Consider the following 15552-nt stretch of genomic DNA (forward strand, 5'->3'; position numbering starts at 1 on the left):
CGGTGTCTTCCCGGCCCGGACGAAGGTCGAGTGGGTCAGGTCAGCGTCCGGATCGGGTTGCCGTCGAGGAAGGCGCCGATGTCGTCCACGGCGTCACGGAAGAACGTGGCGTAGTTCCGCTCGGTGACATAGCCGAGGTGCGGCGTGGCGAGCACGTTCGGCAGCGTACGGAAGTCATGGCCGGCGGGGAGCGGCTCCTCGTCGAACACATCCAGCCCGGCCCCCGCGATCCGCCCCTCGCGCAGCGCGGACGCCAGGGCGGACTGGTCGACGATCGCCGCCCGCGAGGTGTTGACCAGGTAGGCGGTGGGCTTCATCGCCGCGAGTTCCCGCGCGCCGACGAGGCCACGCGTCCGGTCGCCGAGCACGAGGTGAACGGAGACGACGTCGGAGTCGGCGAGCAGGGCGTCCGGGCTCGGGGCCAGCCGCGCGCCGGCCGCCTCGGCCCGCTCCCGCGTCAGGTTCTGGCTCCAGGCCAGCACGTCCATGCCGAACGCCCGCCCGACCGCCGCCACCTGCGATCCGATCCTGCCCAGGCCGAGCAGCCCGAGGGTGCGTCCGTGCAGGTCGGTGCCGAGGGTGTGCTGCCAGGGACCGCCGCCGCGCAGCGCGGTCGCCTCGGGCACCAGGTGACGGGCCAGGCCGAGGATCAGCGCCCAGGTCAGCTCGACGGTCGAGGTCCAGCCGCCGCCGGTGCCGCTCACCGTGACACCGTGCGCCCGCGCCGCCTCCAGGTCGATGGCGGCGTTGCTCATGCCGGTGGTGACGAGCAGCCGCAGGTGGGGCAGCCGGTCGAACACCTCGGCGGGGAACGGCGTGCGCTCCCTCATGGCGACCACGATCTCGTAGTCCTGGATGGCCGCCACGAGATCGTCGGCGCTGGTGAAGTGCTCGCGGAAGCTGGTGGCCCGGACTCGGGACCAGTCCGCCAGCCCGAGTGCCACCCCCTGGTAGTCGTCCAGCACGGCGCAGCGTAGGTCGGTTGACACGACGAAGGATCCGCCTTTCGTGTAGGTGGGTGCGTGCGGCGCCGGGGTCACCGCTCCAGCATGCGCAGGCCGGCTTCGTCGTGGGTGTCGCCGACAGCGGGGGGAAGGTTGTCGAGCTTCGCCAACTGTTCCGCGGTCAGTTCCACGGCGTCGGCGGCGGTGTTCTCCTCGACGCGGGCCACACGCTTGGTGCCGGGGATGGGGGCGATGTCGTCGCCCCGGCTCAGCAGCCAGGCCAGTGCGATCTGTGCCGGGGTGGCACCGGCTTCGGCGGCGATGGCTTGGACCTCGTCGGCGATTCGCAGGTTGCGTCGGAAGTTCTCGCCGGTGAAGCGCGGGTTGTTCTTCCGCAGGTCGGTGTCGTCGAAGTCGCTGGTCGAGCGGATCTGCCCGGTGAGGAAGCCGCGTCCGAGGGGCGAGTAGGGCACGAAGCCGATGTTCAGCTCGCGCAGCAACGGCAGCACCTGCGCCTCGGGGTGCCGGGTCCACAGGGAGTACTCCGACTGGACGGCGGTGAGGGGGTGTACGGCGTGGGCGCGGCGGATCGTCTCCGGTCCGGCCTCGGACAGGCCGATGTGGCGGATCTTGCCCTCGGTGACCAGCTCGGCCAGTGCCCCGACCGTGTCCTCGATGGGCGTGTTCGGGTCGACCCGGTGCTGGTAGTACAGGTCGATGTGGTCGGTGCCCAACCGCTTGAGCGACCCTTCGACGGCGGTGCGGATGTTGGCCGGGCTGCTGTCGGGCTGTCCTGCCTCACCGCGCACATGCGAGATCAGGCCGAACTTCGTCGCCACCACGGCCTGGTCGCGGCGGCCCTTGAGTGCCTTGCCGAGAAGTTCCTCGTTGAGGTACGGACCGTAGAACTCGGCGGTGTCCAGGTGCGTGACACCCAGGTCCAGGGCCCGGTGGATGGTGCGGATCGACTCGGCGTCGTCCGTGCCGGCTCCGGTGTAGGCGTAGGACATCGATACCAGGCCCAGACCGATACGGGAGACCTCCAGGTCTCCCAGCTTGATGTACTTCATCAGCGTTCTCCGTTCCTCTGCCAGGTGGTAGGCGTTGCTGGCGCCGCTGAGCGCGGCGATGGCGATCTGCTTGTTGTCTCGGTGCGCGGCGGCTCGCGGCCGTTCCAGGGCCGGGTGGCCGACGGTCAGGCGACGGGGACCCAGGTGAACCGGCCGTCGGGACGGCGCTCGGCGCGGCCGAAGACCACGTCGGCGAAGTGGCAGCCGTAGCCGACGGTGTCGGGGCGGCTCAGCTCGTGGACGAGGCGGCGGCGGTGCTCGGCGGATTCGGCGGGGTCGTGGTCGATGCCGCAGGACCACTCGGTGTGGGTGACCTGGATCGGCGCGTGCAGCGCGTCGCCGAACGCGATGAGCCGCCGGCCGCCGCCGGTGATGGTGTACGTGGTGTGGCCCACGGTGTGTCCGGCCGCGAACGACGCCCGCACGCCGGGGAAGATCTCCTCGCCGTCCTCGATCTCACGGACGCGGGGTGCGAAGGCGGCCAGACGGTCCTCGGTCGCCCCGCCCTGGGCGGCCAGATCGCGTCGCTGCCACTCGGGTGCGGCGACGAGGTGGGTGGCGTGCCCGAACGGGTGCGTGCCGGTGCCGGGCGCGGTGCTCCACGCCCAGCCCAGGTGGTCGGTGTGCAGGTGGGTGATGGCGACGGCCTCGATCCGGCTCGGCTCCCGGCCCAGCCGCCGCAGGCTGTCCAGCAACTCGCCGCCGTGGATGCTTCCGTACAGCGGGTTGGTCGGGTCGTCGGGGTAGGACTCGGGTCCGAACCCGGTGTCGATGAGCAGCGCCCGCTCACCCCGCTCGACCAGCAGCCCGCCGATGCTCGCGACCAGGAAGCCGCCGTCGTCGAGATGATCGGGGTACGCCGCCCAGTCGGCGTGGGTCGCGGCGGGCAGCCAGCCGCCCGGTTTGAGGCGCACCCCCCCGTCCGGGACGTGGGTGATGGTCAGGTCGCCCAGGGAGAGCGTACGCACCCGCGATGCGGTGGTCAGTCGTGAACGGTCGAAATCGGGCGCCGTGGCCATGTGGTCCTTGCCTCGTGTGCGAAGAGGTGCCGCCGGGCGGCGGTGCGGACCGAAAGTTACAACTAGAACGGATCTAGTTGCAACTAATTCAGTTGGAGTAAACTCGTGCCATGGCCACCGAGCGCGAGACCCGAGCCCAAGCCGACCGCCAGCTGTGCGGCTTGGTCAACGGTCTTGCCAGCCAGATCGAAGCCCACCTTCGGGTCCGGGCGACCACCCTCGGTCTGACCGCCTCGCAGGGCACGGCGCTGCGTGAGCTGACCCGACCCATGACCCTGCGCGAACTCGCCGAACGGATGAGCTGCGAGCCCTCCAACGTCACCTTCGTCGCCGATCGCCTCGAAGAGCAGGGCTACCTCGAACGCCATCCGCATCCCGACGACCGTCGTGCCAAGCAGCTCGTCCTGACACCCAAGGGCACCGAACTGCGCGAACGCCTGCTCGCGTTGCTCGCCGAAGACTCGCCCCTGGCCCCGCTGGCTCCCGAAGAGCGGGACGTCCTGCAGCACCTGCTCACCCGCGCTCTCATTCGCTGACCTCGCACCGCGCATCCTCGGGCGCCGCAAGCGCCCGTCCGAGACGTACTCGATTCACCCCCGCGGCGACAGCGTGGGCCGTCGGGTGACCGCCCCCACAGTTGTGGACTGATCGGTTCCTTATCCCGTACGGTTGCCCCATGGGTAGGCCGAGGACGTTCGACATCGACGCGGCGGTGGACCGCGCGATGGAGTTGTTCTGGCGTCAGGGATTCGAGGCGACCTCGACCGAGGACCTCGTGGAGGGTCTCGGGATCGCCCGGGGCAGCCTCTACAAGGCGTTCGGATCCAAGGAACAGCTCTATGCGTTGGCGCTTCGCCGCTACTGCCAGCGTCACGCGGAAGGGCTTGTCGAGGTGCTGGACCGGGCGGAGCAGGTGCGTCCGGCGATCCGGGCGGTGCTCCTGGAGTTGGTGGAAGCCGACCTGGCCGATCCGGAGCGGGGGTGCCTGCTGGTCAACGCGGCCACCGAGCGCTCGACGCATCCGGACACGGTGCAGCAGGTGTCCCGCACGATGGGTCGCATCGAGTCGGCCCTGGCGGGGGCGTTGGAGCGGGCCCGGGCCCGAGGGGAGATCGCGGCGGACAAGAAGCCGCGGGAGCTGGCCCAGTTCCTGACCACGTTCATCCAGGGCCTCCGGGTCATGGGGAAGGCGCGGGCCGATCGCGAGTTCCTCGACAACGCCGTGGAGGTCGCCCTGGGCGCGCTCGACTGACCTTTTGTTACCCGAATTTGGAACCGATCAGTCAATAACTGGGGAGTTGAAGTGGATCTCGAACTGCAGGGCAAGGTCGCCATCGTCACCGGCGCGAGCAAGGGCATCGGCCTGGCGACCGTGTCGGCGTTGCTCGACGAGGGTGCGCACGTGGTGGCGAGCAGCCGTACGCGCACACCCGAGCTTGAGGCCCTGACCGCGCGTGGGGCCACCGTCGTTCTGGCGGACATCACCGACGCGGACACCCCGCAGCGGCTCGTCGACACCGCGCTGTCGACGTACGGGCGCCTGGACGTGCTGGTCAACAACGTCGGCGCGGGCAGCGCACGGTCAGGATTCCTCGACGTCGACGACGCCGAGTGGGCGCGGGTCTTCGACGTGACGTTCCTGAGCGCCGTGCGTACCACCCGGGCGGCCCTGCCCGCCCTGCTGGGCAACGGCGGGGCGATCGTCAACATCAGCAGCATCAACGCCCGGCTGCCGTTCCCGATGGTGGTCGACTACTCCGCGGCCAAGGCAGCGGTGACCAACCTGACCAAGAGCCTGTCGGAGGAGTTCGCGCCACGCGGCGTGCGGGTCAACGCCGTCTCGCCCGGTCCGGTGCGGACTCCGTTCTGGACCGGGCCTGACGGTTTCGCCCACGCGGTCGCCGCCGGCGCGGGAGTCACCGCCCAGCAGGCGCTCGACGAGGTCGTGCCGCAGAGCATGGCGATCAGCACCGGCCGGATCACGGAGGCGCGCGAGGTCGCCGACCTGGTCCTGTTCCTCGCCTCCGCCCGCTCCGCGAACACCACCGGGGCCGAGTTCGTCCTCGACGGCGGCCAGGTCAAGACCATCTGACGGATGCTGCGAGAGCGGATCACCCCCGGACTCGTCCCTTCGGCAGGATCCGCCGGAGGGGCGGGTCTCGGGCGCTCGGGCGTCATGGACCATCAGGCACTTCTCGCGAGCGGCGCTTCCGTCTCAGGTGACGGTGGCGGCGGTACGGGATTTCGCCCACCCAGTAGGCCGAACAGTTCAGGGCTGCTCGCTGGCAGGCGTCGTCCTGGTGTGCGCGGGCGGTGGTCTGACTGAGCCATCCTGCCGCCGCCCTGGTGGGATCCGGCGAAGAAACAGGCTTGCCGATGCAGCAGCAGGTCCGGCTCGCACCCGGCGGCCGCACGTTCGTCGAGTACGTGAAGGTGAGCTGCGTTGGTCGTCAGCGGGCAGGGCCGCTCGGGGCTGCCGCGACGAGCGCGGCCGCCGCGCACAGGGCAGCGGTCCAGGCGAGCGTGGCGGCGGCCGAGGTGCGGTCGGCGATGGCCCCGGCCGCCCACGGCCCGACGGTCTGGCCGGCGGCGAAGACCGTGGTGAACGCGGAGAGGGTGGGTGCCCAGTCCTCGGGGCGCGTCGCGCCGCGGATGGTCGCGGTGACGGCGGCCGGAACGGTCATGAAGGTGGCGCCGTAGGCCAGGACCGAGACGGCGAGGACGGCGTACGAGGAACTGACGAGGGGGAGGGCGCTCGCGGCGGCGAGGAGCGCCAGCAGCGTGGTGATGACGCGCGCCGGTGGCCATCTGCCGATCAGGGGGTCCCACACGCGCGGCGCGGCCATGGCGCTGATCCCCAGCAGGGTCCACAGCATGCTGATCTGCCACACGGGCGTGCGTTCCTGACCGAGGGCGGCGGACAGGAAGGTGACGTACGCGATGTATCCGCCGGCGAAGAGCAGGTAGGCGACGGCGGTGCGCCACAGACGCCGTACGTGGCGTCGGCCCGCGGGCGACCGGAGTTCGGGTTCGTCGACGCGGGCGGCGGTCCAACTGGCGGCGGTGGCCAGGACGGCGAAGGCGGCCAGGCCGATCCAGGCCGCCGGCCAGCCGTGCGGGGCGTGCGCCATCAGGCCGGGAAGCGACGCGCCACTGAGGGCGATGCCCAGCCCGGCGCCGGAGAAGTAGATCGTGATCGGGGCGGGCGAGCGCGCGGCGGCGGCGCCGCGCGAGGCGATCACGCCCCCGGCGACGAAGACCAGGGCGCCGCCGACGCCTGCCGCCGTGCGCGCGGTGAGCAGCGCCAGGTATGCGCTGCTCACCGCGGTGGCGGCCAGGGACAGGGCGGTGAGCGCCATGCCCAGGCGGAACGTGACGGTCGGCCCCCACCGCCGCGCCGCGACGCCGGCGAGGGCGGCTCCCAGGAGGTATCCGACGCTGTTGGCGGTCGTCAGCGCGCCGGCTCGGGCAAGGCTCCAGTGCAGATCGGTGCGCATGGCCGGCAGGAGCAGGCCGTAGGCGAAGCGGGAGATCCCCAGGGCCGAGGCGGTGCCGAGGGCCAGTCGTGCGGCGGTCCACCAGTGTGTGGGAGCGCGTCGGGAAAGGGAATCCGCGGCCGGGGTGGGGACCGGGCTCACCGGGCGACGTCCTTCAGGTGCCTGTCGAGGAAGGCGATGACCGTGCGGGCGAGGGCGACCCGATGGTCGGACAGGGCGTGGTCGGTGGGGAAGACGTGGTGCTCGAGGCCGGGGACGGGGTGGGCGAGGTAGGCGTCGACCAGTGGTCCGTGGTGGATGCCGGCGGGGGTGACGGTGTCGCGGTCGGCGCCGATCAGCAGGACGGGGCGGGTGGCGAGCCGCGGCGCGAGCCGGGCGAGGCGCCACGCGTCGCCTGCCGCCTCCATCTCCGCGACCAGCGCCGGCGCGGTGGTGCCGCGCAGGGGCAGCAGTTCGCCCGCCCAGTCGTCGAGGTAGGCGGCGCGTACGGCCGGGTCGCTCCGGCAGGCGGCGGCGGCCGTGCCGAAGTCGAAGCCGAGCACCGAACCGACGGCGGTCACACCGGGATCGGCGGCGGCGGTCATCAGCGCGGCGAAGCCGCCCGCGCTGTGGCCGATGACGGCCAGCCGGCGCGGATCGAGGGCGTGGGCGGTGGTTGCCTGCGGTTCGCGCAGGCGGGCGACGACGCGAGCGGAGTCCTCCAGCATGTGCGCCCACGACCAGGAGCCGTCCATGCCCCAGGAGCCGCGGTAGTGGAACACCAGCGCCGCGTAGCCCGCTCGCCGCAACGCCTGCGCGAGGTCGAAGTTCCGCTCCGTGCCGGGGAAGCCGTGCAGCAGGACCACGACGGGGTGCGGGCCGGGACCCGGCGGCAGGTGCAGGACGCCCAGCAGCGTCGTACCCGCGCTGTCGAAGGTCACGGGCACTGTGCGGGCGGCGGGTTCCTGCGTGGGGACGGGGTCGGTGACGAGGGGGTCCGGCACGGCGTACTCCTTAGATCGAACCGGTCGGTTCGATCAGGACGGTAGCAGGAGATCGAACCGACTGGTACCATCTATCCGTGCCCGTTCCCAGAGGCAGCAGCCTGGACCCCGACCGCACCCGTGCCGCGGTCCTTCGCACGGCGGAGGGCATCCTCTACTCCCGCGGGCTCGACGGCGTGGGCATCGCGGAGCTGTGCGCCGAAGCAGGCATCTCCAAGGAGACGCTCTACCGCCACTTCGGGTCGAAGGACGGGCTCGTCCGCGCCGTCCTGGAAGCCCGCAGCGATCGCGTCACGCGCTGGCTGGCCCGGGCCGCCGCCGACGCGGGCGACGAGCCGGCGGCCCAGCTCGCCGCGGTCTTCGACGCCCTCGGCGGCTGGTTCAACGAGCCCGGATTCCGCGGCTGCGCGATCGTCAACGCCGCCACCCAGCACCACACCACGCCGGCCAGCACCATCGCCACGCGCCATCTCGGCCGCCACCTGGAGCTGCTCACCACGATCGCCGCGCGAGCCGGGGCGGCGGATCCCGCCGCCCTGGGGCGGCAGCTCCTCCTGCTCCTGGAAGGCGCCATCGTGGTCGCTGACCACCACGACGGCCCGGGCGCGGCCGACGACGCCCGGGACGCGGCCCTCGCCCTCCTGGACCACGCGACCAGACGCCGCGACGGGCACTCGGGAGGCGGGCGGCGCGGGTGACGCGTGGCCCTACCGCAGGCCGTCGGGGTCGAACAGACCGCTGAGATCCCGTACGGCGGCCTGGTACTCGGGCTGGGTGTGGTACGGCCAGTGACGTTCGACCGGTGGTGGCACCGTGTCCGCCGGGTCGATGGTCACCGAACGGGGGTCGCGTAGCCGGACGTCGACCGCCTCGGCCGCTCCGTCGCCGCAGGATCGCACCCCGCGACGGCCGTCGAAGACCGGCCCGCCGATCGGATCGGTGTCCCGCCAGAGGTTGCGCCAGCGCCATTCGAGTCGTTCACCGAGGTCACACAGCGTGCGCTCGCCGAAGTATGCGGGGTAGAGGCGCGCGTAGATGCGGTGCAGGGGACAGCCGTAGGTCAGCATGGCGACGCGGGGCAGGACGGCCGGGGCCAACTGCAGGACGGTGGCCGCGGCCAGGACGGAGCCGTGGCTGTGTCCCGAGATGACCACCCGGCCGCGCGCGGCGAGCCCGGACACCCGCTTGACCAGTTCGGGTACGGCCCGGGCGGCGTAGCACGGGGGCGCGAACGGATGGACGGTGCGCGGCCAGAAGGTGCCCAGATCCCACAGGATCGCGACGAGCCGTCGCGTCTCGGCCGACCGGTAGGCGCGGAAGCCCAGGACCAGCAGCCCGATGACGAGCAGACTGATGACCCAGATCCCGGCGTCGGTGACGTACGCGGCGAGCATGGCGGTCCCGTCGCGCTCCCCGCTGATCATGGCGGCGATCTGGGTGGGACCGATCCCGACGAGGTCGAGCACCACGGAGGCCAGGCCGAGCGAGGAGATCACGAAGAACGCCACCAGCATGGGACCGAGTTCTTCGGCCACGTGGGACCGGGCGATGGTGTCGCGGACCGCCTCGAGTCGTGGCGCCGCCGAGGCGGGGGCGTCGGGATAGTCCTGCTCGACGACGCGCTCCGCACGGGCCCGTCGCCGTCGTCGGCTGGTGAGCAGCGAGAGGGCGGCGAAGAGGGTGACGATCAGCAGGGCGGTGAGCCCGGCGAGGGCGGCCCACCAGTACGCCACGGGCGGCTCCAACGGCCCGAGGGCCGGCGGGTTCGGCCGGATCGGGTCGGGGATGTTGCCGCGGTCGAGGTGGTCGGCGACGCGGAACACGAGGGTGGCCGTGAACGCGGAGGCGACGATCACGGACAACGCCGCCACCAGGGGCGTGCCGAGCCCGCGCAGGAACGGACGTGCCCGGGGCGGGTGCCGCCGCTGCCGCGCGACCGTGACCGCGGCGATCATCACGAGCAGGACGCCCTGCACCGCCACCACACCGGCGACGCTGCCCTCGTATCCCGGCATCTGGCCGACGACGACCGGCACCTCGCGGGTCGACGCCGCGTAACCCAGGCTCAGGGCGGTCACACCGGCGACGACCATCCACAGCAGGCGCAGGAAGCGCCGCGACTGGCCGTGCCCCGCCGGCACGGGCAGGAAGAGCAGGACCACGCAGAACAGCACCAGGCCCGCGGCGGCGTCCAGCAGGAGCGCGCCCACGAGGTTCCGCCCGTCGCCGGAGACGCCGATCAGCAGGCTGACGTCGACCATGCCGGCGCCGAGCCCGACGTGGATGTGCCGCAGCCACGAGGTGAGCCGCTCGTCGTCCCAGAACCCCGGCGTGCTGAGGCTCCCGGTCATCTCCGCCCGCGGCGGTCGCGGCGGCGACGGGCGGAAGCCCTCGAAGGCGCGCGCCGACCGGGCGCCGATCGCCCAGAACAGGCGCAACGCGACGAGCGGGAGCAGCGCCAACACCGCCAACCGGGTGCCCATCGGCAGCGCCACGAGCCAGGAGAGGTAGGGGCGGTCGGCGCGGCACGCGGCGTACGGCACGCACTGCCAGCCCACCAGGTTCATGGTGACACCGACGATCGCGAGCGTGAACGCCACGGTGAGGGAGCCGGCGAGCAGGCGACACAACCCGCCGAGCAGACCGAACCGGTCGGACGAGGTGGGGCGCAACCAGATCGCGAGGTTGCCCAGCATGAACGGCAGCAGCAACAGCATCGAGGCCGTGCGCACCGCCGCGCCGGCGGTCAACGCCCCCCAGCGGTAGGCCTCGACCACCACCCCCGCGGTCGCCCCACCGGCCTCACCGTCCCCGGCCGGACCCGGAAGAACCCGGCATGCCGGTCACCGGCGACGCGCACGGTGATGGGGTGGTCGAGGATCGTCTCCGCCGGCGCGCCCGACACGCCGTGCACCCGCAACTCGACCGTGTCGCCGTCACCCGCTGCTGCCACGTCGACAGGGTCACAAACGACCTCCGTCACCCGCTGCCGAACCGTCGAACTGCCCCGACCGGAGATCGGGCGTCGAGAGGTGGGGCGCGCTCGCCAGCTAGGGCCGCCGTCCGCCGCGCCGGTCCTGGTCGCGCCGGTTGGCCTCGGCGAGGAAGGCGTTGTAGCGGGCCAGCTCGTCGTCCTCGCCGCGGGCCTCCGCGCGGTCGGCGGCCCGGTCGAGGCGGGCCTGTTCGCGCTGGTCGTCCCGGATCCACTGGCGGACGAGGAGCCCCATCACGAAGGCGCCGGGGATCTCGCCGAACGCCCAGGCGATGCCGGCGCCCAGCTTCTGGTCCTCCAGCAGGGATGACGCCCAGGCGGGGTGGACCGAGACGTACCACTCGGGAGCGAGGAGGCTGGTGGTCTGCATGAGCGCGAGCCCGAAGAACCCGTGCGCCATCATCGCGACCAGGTGGACGAGCACCAGGATGGGGTGGGGGACTCGACGCCGGCCCGGATCGACGCCCACGAGCACCCAGAACAGCAGGTAACCGGAGGCGACGAAGTGGGCGACCATGGCGAGGTGGCCGAGGTGGGAGCGCATCAGCGTGCCGAGCAGGTCGCTGAAGTACAGGCCGAAGAGGCTCCCGCTGTAGATGGCGAGCGCGACGAGCGGGTGGGTCAGCACCCTGGCGGGTCGGCTGTGCAGGGCGCGTAGCAGCCACTCCCGGGCACCGCGGACCTGCGGGTCGGTGGGCCGGCGCAGCGCGCGGAGGGCGAGGGTCACCGGGGCGCCCCCGACGAGCAGGATGGGCACCAACATCGACAGCATCATGTGCTGGGCCATGTGGGCGCTGAACAGGACGTACGCGTAACGGGCGACGCCCAGGTTGGTGCACGCGGCGAACAGGAGCAGGCCGGCGAGCCAGCTGGCGGTCCGGGGCACCGGCCAGCGGTGCCCGGCGCGGCGTAGACGCCGCACGCCGGCCAGATAGGCGTACGCCCCGACGGCGGCCACGGTCAGGAAGAACAGGTCGGGCAGGGGCTGGCCGAGCAGGTTGCCCGGTGTGGGAGCGGCCGGCATGGGGAAGCCGAGCAACTCGGTGACCGGGTCGGCGTCCACCGGGTCGGTCACCGCCGGCGTGGGACTGCGCGACAGCGCCACGGCCAGGCCGAACGTCGCCGCGAACACCACCACCTCGCCGGCCGCCAGCCGCGTGAACGCAGCCCGTTGCCCGGCGCGCATCGCCGGCAGGGTCCGTGACCGGTGCGCCGCGCCGACGACGCCCAGGACGACCAGCGCGACGAGCTTGCCGCAGACCAGCCACCCGTACCGGGACTGCCAGAGCTGCGCGACCGAGCCGAGGCGGACGGCCGCGTTGGCGAGGCCGCTGACGGCGACGGCGAGGAAGCACCACAGGGCGACGCGGCTGTAGCGGGCGGCCGCGTCGGCGATCTGCCGGCTGCGACGGATCACCAGTAGCGCGGCGAGGCCACCGACCCACACGGCGGCGGCCAGTACGTGCAGCACGAGACTGCTCACCGCCGTCTGGTGGTTGCCGGCCCCGGCGGCGTGCCCGGTGAACGCCGGCGGCGTCACCGCGACCAGCGCGAGCACCGCCGCCGCGGCGGCGAGTCCGCGGGACACGCCGACCCGGGCCAACACCGCCGCGGTCAGGGCCAGCGTGGCCTGCAGCAGCAGGGCCCGCCCCTGGGTGATCGACGACGCGAAGCTCACGACAGCCGCGGTGTTGAGCCGCTGCGGCGGGACGCCGAGGAGGTCCGAGACCGTGAGCACGATCGACGCCAGCGCGGCGGCCGCCCAGCATGCGGACAGGAGGCCGGCGCGCCGCAGCAGCAGCCAACCGTGCGGGGAGACGCTCGGTCCGTCGCCGGGTAGCAGGAAGGCCGCCGTGACCAGCATCCCGACGGTCAGGATGGCGAGTGCGTCGCTCAGCAGGCGGGTCACCGGCAGGGCCCAGGTCGTGACGGGGCCGGGATCCGGGAGGCCGGGGATCGCGACCGCGAGCGCGCCGCCGGCCCGCAGGCCGACCAGGAGCGCGGCCGCGGCCGCCGCCACGACCAGGACTGGCACGACGACGGCGCCCGTTCCGCCGTGGGAACGGTTGCCGCTTCCCCGGTCGCTCCGGAGGTGGCCGGCGGCCGTCGCCGCGGCGGGGGAGAGGCCGGAGCCCTGCGCCTGGGGCGAACGCGTTTCTGGCATGCGGGTGACCTTGGCTGGTTGGGGCGGCGAGGCGTGCTCGGCGCCGTGGAGCGGGTTCAGGCGGTGGTGCCGCGCCGGCGCCGCCGCGACAGGAGCACGCCGGCCGCGGCGGCGAGGACGACGAGGCCGCCGACCGCCAGCGGCCACGGACCGCGACCTTCCGAGCGGGACGACGAGGCGGCCGGGCTGGCCGGCGCATCCGGGGCCGCGCCCCCCGAGGTGGCGACTCCCGACGCGGGCGCATCCGGGGCGGCGACGCCCGACGCGGCCGGGGCGGCGCCGGCGGCCGGCTCGTCGACCGTGAAGGAGTAGGAGCCCTGCACCGGGTGCCCGTCGGCGGACACGATCCGGTACGCGACGGTGTAGCTGCCGGCGGCGAGGGGCTCGTCCACGGTGACGGTGCCGGTGGCCCCGGTGACGGTGGGTTCGCTCGTGCGTACCTTCCGCTTGCTGGCGTCACTGAGGACGATGGTGGTGAACGCGGGGTCCAGCCTCTGCGCGAACTCCAGGATGATGTGCGCCGGCGGGGCGGAGAGACGCGCCTCCGGGGCGGGGGTCGCCGCGCGCAGGGTGTTGTGAGCGGCGGCGGGCGAGGCCGGTGCCAGCAGCACCGTCATGGCCGCCAGCGCGGCGACGAGAGCGCTGCTGGCCAGGCGGCGGATCCGAGTAGACATGTCTGACGGCTTCTCTCCGGGTCGGTCGTGGTCAGTCGAGCAGTTGCTGGCCGATCCAGCCGCCCTCCGCGCATCCGGGCGGGATGGCGAAGACGGCGGAGCCGATCGGCGTCGTCCACTCGTTGAGCAGATCCCGCTCGGCCAGCCGTTGCTGGATGGGCAGGAACTGGCGGGTGATGTCGGCCTGGTACGAGGCGAAGATCAGGCCGCTGTCGGCGTGCCCGTCGGGGTTCGGCGCGCCGTCGTAGTTGTACGGGCGCCGCAGGATCTTCAGCCGGTCGTCGCTGACGTGCGAGCGGGTGACGTGGGAGAAGTCGGGCATGACGGCGAGTCCGTCGGGCCCGGTGGCGGCGAAGTCGGGTTCGTCGTGCTCGTCCTCCCCGGTGAGCGGCGCGCCGGTGTCGAGGCGCCGGCCGACGGCGAGTTCCCGGTCGGTGCGGCCGAGCAGGTCCCAGGTCTCCAGGTTCATGCTGATCCGGCGGACGACCAGGGTGGTGCCGTCACGCAGCCAGACCGGCCCGTCGGGCACCCACACCGCGGCGTCCAGCGCGGCGCCGGGTCTCGGGTTGGCCGTGCCGTCGATCTGCCCGAACAGGTTCCGTTGGGTGCGGCCGGGCTCGGCGCCGGCGGCGCGACGGAAGCCCTGTTGCACCCAGGCGACGGTGGCGAACGGCCGGCTGTCCTTGACCAGGACCCGTTGGGTGTGGGCGACCGTGAGCGGGTCGTCGGCGCAGATCTGCAACAGCAGGTCCCCGCCCGACCAGCGGCGCTGAAGCCGGTCGATGCGGAACGCCGGCAGGTCGACCACCGACGGTGGCCGCTGCGCGTGGAGGCCGGCGGCGGTGTAGAAGCCGGGGCCGAAGCCGAAGGTGACCGTGAGCCGGGCCGGGAGGAGCCCTAGTTCGGGTTCGGTGTCGGCCAGGGCGGGCCGGCCCTGCGTCAGGCGGGCGGCGTCGTCGGAGAGCAGGCGCAACATCCGGCCGAGCGCGGCCCGGTCGGTGCCGGGCCTGAGGGTGAACGCGACGAACGCCGCGTGTGCCTGCGGCTCGGTGGCCACTCCGGCCTGCCGGGGGCCGTGGAACGGCTCGACGGCGGTGCCCACCTCCGCGACCGGGACCGGGCTGGCCGTTCGTACCCACGGGGGATCGGCGACGGCGACGCCGCCGGCCAGCGCGCCCCCGGCGGCCAGGGCCCCACCGGTGAGCAGGCCACGCCTGCTCACCCGCCGCGCGGTCGGCGAGTCGCTCATGCCGCGGGGCTCGCGCTCGTTCCGGGGGTGGCGCTCATCCCCGGCGTGTCGCCGTGCCCGGGTGCGTAGCTCTCCTGCGCGCCGGTGAAGGGCTTGGCCACGGCGCGGAACGTCTGTGTACGGCCGTCGGCGAACGTGAGCGTGACGGTGAGTTCGTCGCCAGCCTTCACCGGTCGCGTGAGGTCCATGAGCATCAGGTGGTCGCCGCCGGGCTGCAGCACCGTGCTGCTGTGCGCCCTGACGAGGATGCCGCCCTGCTTGGGCTGCATGACCGTCGTCCCGTCCTTCATGGTCATCTCGTGCAGCTCCATCGGCGACACGTCGGTGGCCGCCGCGGTGATCGTCACGTCGGCGTCACCGTCGTTCACGAGCGTGCCGAACGCCGCCGTCATGCCCTCGTCGGCGGCCTTCACCCACGGATCGCGGATGCCGAGCACACCCGCGTCCGCGTCCCCCGACGCCGAAGCGCTCGGTTCGGGAGCGGAGGACCCGCCCGACTGGCCGCAGCCGACGGCGCCGGCCGCGAGCAGTGCCGTGGCGGCGGCGAGCAGGAAGGCCGGGCGACGGCGCGCGGCGACGCTGGTACGGGGCATGGCGGTCCCTTCGCTGATGGTCTGTCGCTGGTTGGTCGAGCGGGACAAAAGGAAAGTTCCTGGATATAAGTGATTGATCTCACCCAGCCCCGGTCCGCTCTGGGCCGCAGGCAGCCCGGGCGGCCCGCGGCGGGAGCCGGGAGAGGCGGCCGCAGGCCATCGGAATCCGTGCCTCAGCACGCCCGGGGTCGGTCACGGCGTGCGGCCGCACCCCACGTACCGGTAGTCGGCCCACAGGGCCTCCGGGTTCCCGACGAATCGCGTCTTCGCGCAGGTCAGGCGATGCGCTGGCGGTCGCGTCGGGTACGTGTCGGCAGGCGTGGGAGCCGCGGGCCGCGGCTTCTCCGTGGCGTGTGGACACGAACTG

The 15552-nt window shown here is 73.0% G+C and carries 14 protein-coding genes and 1 pseudogene; 4 read left to right on the plus strand and 11 right to left on the minus strand.

The genetic code is table 11. The features are described from left to right. Window positions 1-35 precede the first annotated feature (35 nt). The 3 genes from D7I43_RS16930 to D7I43_RS16940 all read right to left on the minus strand — a co-directional run bounded on the left by D7I43_RS16930 (window position 36) and on the right by D7I43_RS16940 (window position 2982). Entirely contained in the window at window positions 36-989 is a 954-nt protein-coding gene (locus D7I43_RS16930; protein ID WP_240033004.1) for a D-2-hydroxyacid dehydrogenase family protein, read from the minus strand. A gap of 47 nt (window positions 990-1036) precedes the next feature. Further along, the gene (locus D7I43_RS16935; RefSeq protein ID WP_120329473.1) at window positions 1037-2014 is read right to left on the minus strand and encodes an aldo/keto reductase; all 978 of its coding nucleotides are present in this window, start codon (window positions 2012-2014) and stop codon (window positions 1037-1039) included. Between the two features lie 125 nt (window positions 2015-2139). Then, window positions 2140-2982 carry an MBL fold metallo-hydrolase gene (locus D7I43_RS16940; protein WP_240033005.1) on the minus strand — a complete coding sequence of 281 codons (843 nt, stop codon included), beginning with the start codon at window positions 2980-2982 and terminating at the stop codon, window positions 2140-2142. Between the two features lie 161 nt (window positions 2983-3143). Here D7I43_RS16940 and D7I43_RS16945 point away from each other — a divergent pair, with 161 nt between their 5' ends. From D7I43_RS16945 to D7I43_RS16955, 3 genes are all read left to right on the plus strand, one after another. Then, window positions 3144-3569, plus strand: coding sequence for a MarR family winged helix-turn-helix transcriptional regulator (locus D7I43_RS16945; RefSeq protein ID WP_120329475.1), 426 nt, complete (start codon window positions 3144-3146; stop codon window positions 3567-3569). Between the two features lie 140 nt (window positions 3570-3709). Further along, entirely contained in the window at window positions 3710-4285 is a 576-nt protein-coding gene (locus tag D7I43_RS34100; RefSeq protein ID WP_120329476.1) for a TetR/AcrR family transcriptional regulator, read from the plus strand. A gap of 51 nt (window positions 4286-4336) precedes the next feature. Continuing rightward, window positions 4337-5125 carry an SDR family NAD(P)-dependent oxidoreductase gene (locus tag D7I43_RS16955; RefSeq protein ID WP_120329477.1) on the plus strand — a complete coding sequence of 263 codons (789 nt, stop codon included), beginning with the start codon at window positions 4337-4339 and terminating at the stop codon, window positions 5123-5125. Window positions 5126-5261: 136 nt separating this feature from the next. Here D7I43_RS16955 and D7I43_RS33660 read toward each other — a convergent pair. The 3 genes and pseudogenes from D7I43_RS33660 to D7I43_RS16970 all read right to left on the minus strand — a co-directional run. Continuing rightward, window positions 5262-5472: pseudogene (locus D7I43_RS33660) on the minus strand (transcriptional regulator); the annotation flags it as partial. An 11-nt stretch (window positions 5473-5483) separates the two neighbouring features. Next, window positions 5484-6671, minus strand: coding sequence for a YbfB/YjiJ family MFS transporter (locus D7I43_RS16965; RefSeq protein ID WP_120329478.1), 1188 nt, complete (start codon window positions 6669-6671; stop codon window positions 5484-5486). Further along, window positions 6668-7513, minus strand: a complete 846-nt coding sequence (locus D7I43_RS16970) for an alpha/beta hydrolase family protein (RefSeq protein WP_120329479.1) — start codon at window positions 7511-7513, stop codon at window positions 6668-6670. Before D7I43_RS16970 ends, D7I43_RS16965 begins: the two co-directional genes overlap by 4 nt. 77 nt (window positions 7514-7590) lie before the next feature. Between D7I43_RS16970 and D7I43_RS16975 the strand changes: the two genes are divergently transcribed. After that, window positions 7591-8211, plus strand: coding sequence for a TetR/AcrR family transcriptional regulator (locus D7I43_RS16975; protein WP_120329480.1), 621 nt, complete (start codon window positions 7591-7593; stop codon window positions 8209-8211). A gap of 9 nt (window positions 8212-8220) precedes the next feature. Here D7I43_RS16975 and D7I43_RS16980 read toward each other — a convergent pair whose 3' ends face one another. From D7I43_RS16980 to D7I43_RS17000, 5 genes are all read right to left on the minus strand, one after another. Next, window positions 8221-10290, minus strand: coding sequence for a hypothetical protein (locus D7I43_RS16980; protein WP_240033006.1), 2070 nt, complete (start codon window positions 10288-10290; stop codon window positions 8221-8223). A 273-nt stretch (window positions 10291-10563) separates the two neighbouring features. Then, window positions 10564-12669, minus strand: coding sequence for a bifunctional copper resistance protein CopD/cytochrome c oxidase assembly protein (locus D7I43_RS16985; protein ID WP_120329481.1), 2106 nt, complete (start codon window positions 12667-12669; stop codon window positions 10564-10566). Window positions 12670-12725: 56 nt separating this feature from the next. Next, complete coding sequence (locus tag D7I43_RS16990) at window positions 12726-13343, minus strand: copper resistance CopC family protein (protein WP_120329482.1); 618 nt, start codon at window positions 13341-13343, stop codon at window positions 12726-12728. 31 nt (window positions 13344-13374) lie between these two features. Next, window positions 13375-14592, minus strand: coding sequence for a Dyp-type peroxidase (locus D7I43_RS16995; protein WP_120329483.1), 1218 nt, complete (start codon window positions 14590-14592; stop codon window positions 13375-13377). Then, window positions 14589-15185 (minus strand): copper chaperone PCu(A)C, encoded by a 597-nt coding sequence (locus tag D7I43_RS17000; RefSeq protein WP_120329484.1) that lies wholly within the window; start codon window positions 15183-15185, stop codon window positions 14589-14591. The genes D7I43_RS16995 and D7I43_RS17000 overlap by 4 nt, the downstream gene beginning before the upstream one ends. Window positions 15186-15552: the final 367 nt, after the last annotated feature.

The sequence above is a fragment of the Micromonospora globbae genome (assembly GCF_003610785.1).
In the GTDB taxonomy this organism is placed as follows: domain Bacteria; phylum Actinomycetota; class Actinomycetes; order Mycobacteriales; family Micromonosporaceae; genus Micromonospora; species Micromonospora globbae.

Excerpts from the sequence above, each read along its gene's own strand:
- D7I43_RS16985 (WP_120329481.1), bottom strand. The coding sequence starts at position 12,669 with ATGCCAGAAACGCGTTCGCCCCAGGCGCAGGGCTCCGGCCTCTCCCCC.
- D7I43_RS16995 (WP_120329483.1), bottom strand. The coding sequence starts at position 14,592 with ATGAGCGACTCGCCGACCGCGCGGCGGGTGAGCAGGCGTGGCCTGCTC.
- D7I43_RS16945 (WP_120329475.1), top strand. The coding sequence starts at position 3,144 with ATGGCCACCGAGCGCGAGACCCGAGCCCAAGCCGACCGCCAGCTGTGC.
- D7I43_RS17000 (WP_120329484.1), bottom strand. The coding sequence starts at position 15,185 with ATGCCCCGTACCAGCGTCGCCGCGCGCCGTCGCCCGGCCTTCCTGCTC.
- D7I43_RS16990 (WP_120329482.1), bottom strand. The coding sequence starts at position 13,343 with ATGTCTACTCGGATCCGCCGCCTGGCCAGCAGCGCTCTCGTCGCCGCG.
- D7I43_RS34100 (WP_120329476.1), top strand. The coding sequence starts at position 3,710 with ATGGGTAGGCCGAGGACGTTCGACATCGACGCGGCGGTGGACCGCGCG.
- D7I43_RS16935 (WP_120329473.1), bottom strand. The coding sequence starts at position 2,014 with ATGAAGTACATCAAGCTGGGAGACCTGGAGGTCTCCCGTATCGGTCTG.